Origin of the sequence: Endozoicomonas sp. SESOKO2, assembly GCF_024606245.1 — a bacterium.
Taxonomy (GTDB): Bacteria; Pseudomonadota; Gammaproteobacteria; order Pseudomonadales; family Endozoicomonadaceae; genus Endozoicomonas_A.
Genome location: NZ_JAHHPQ010000658.1, coordinates 1 through 1,422, shown reverse-complemented (window position 1 = coordinate 1,422; position 1,422 = coordinate 1). Strand labels below are relative to the sequence as shown.

Genomic DNA, 1,422 nt, shown 5'->3' with positions numbered 1-1,422 from the left:
CGGTCAGCTCACCGTTACTCAAAAACAAAAGACGCCAGGTCACTTGCTTCTTAAGACCGCCCTCGATCTGACTTCGCCCCTTGGGTTGACCACCGGACAGCATATAAATGATGTTGCCAAGATCGCCGGGTTCGACTTGGCCCACTTCATCCAGACACAAGGTCATGTCGTTGTGCATCTGGGCCGTGGCTTCCAGAGCGTTGCCAGTGGAGTGCCATTTACGAATAGAGGTATGGTCTGCGCCTTCCTGCGGGTCGGTGCCATCGCCCCAGACACTGGCGGCTACTTGTAGCAAGGTCGTCTTACCGCCCGAAGTTGCACCATAAAAATGGAATCCCGCCGATTCCCCCCGGCAGAGTTTGAGCAAAGGCCCAGCCAGAGCGGACATCGCCGCAAACATTAACAAGGGATTGCCCTTGCACGGATCAGCCACTCGCTTCTGCCAATCCTGAAGAGTGCCGCCTACCGACAGACAACTGGTGTCCTGCATATGGTTGGTCTGGAAAAACACCGAATCTATTTCATTACCACCAATGATCGACTTGGGCAGAACAAACACCGGCTTCTTTTGCGCATCGAACCAGCCCAGCTTATTAGCGGTCAGTGCTCGTTTTGAACAGTTAACCGCTGAGTCATCCAGATAACGACACACCCATTTTTCCTTACCGGCCACCATGGGCATTCCCTGTTCACGAATGAGCATCCCGAACTTGCCACCGGATTCACTGAGAATCTTCAGGGGAATGAAGGCCGTTTCCAGCTGCCAGTCGTAATCAAAAAACTTGATCACTGCACCCCGGCTGTTAAAAGAATCCTTGGTAATGGCGTGGACCCAGATCGGGCGCAGGGCGATCAGATCCCCGTCGCTCATGCCCACGATCTCGCCTTTATTATTCTTGATCGGGCGAGCGGGCAATCTCAAACCGTCGTTGCTGACATCCCAGCCGCCATCGACGTAGGGCCATGGCTGGCCGGTGCACTCATACAGTGGAATATCTTTCTGCCAGGGGGAAGGTGCTTGTTCGTCTTCTTCCCCCGGTGCGGGAATGGATGACGGCTTTTCAGACGTGGCTATGGTCTGATCCTCATAAGCTTCAATGGGCGGGACGGGTAAACGCTTGTTCAACCAGGAAGATAAACCCGCCGGGCTTTTAACCGTATCGCCATTAGGTCGCTTACAGCCTCCGGGTGGGCAGTGTTCAAAACCTTCCCGCTGAATCACATTACATCCGACGGGAGAATTTCTACGAACATGGTCAATCTTCTGCTGGCATTCAGCATAACTGTACTTGCCATGCTGCTGGCTGCCTTCGTGCAGTTTCTCATCGGCATCGAAACGGGCACCGTTGGACAGCATGGCAAACCATAGCGGTTCAGCGACATCGGGCTGATTCTCAGGCGTCATGGCCCACTGCATAAACT

General features: G+C 53.9%; 1 protein-coding gene. It reads right to left on the bottom strand.

Features of this window, described 5'->3' with window-relative positions; genetic code table 11:
- On the bottom strand, positions 1-1,422 hold a 1,422-nt coding region (locus tag KDK17_RS16230), incomplete at both ends, for a DUF927 domain-containing protein (RefSeq protein ID WP_257288533.1).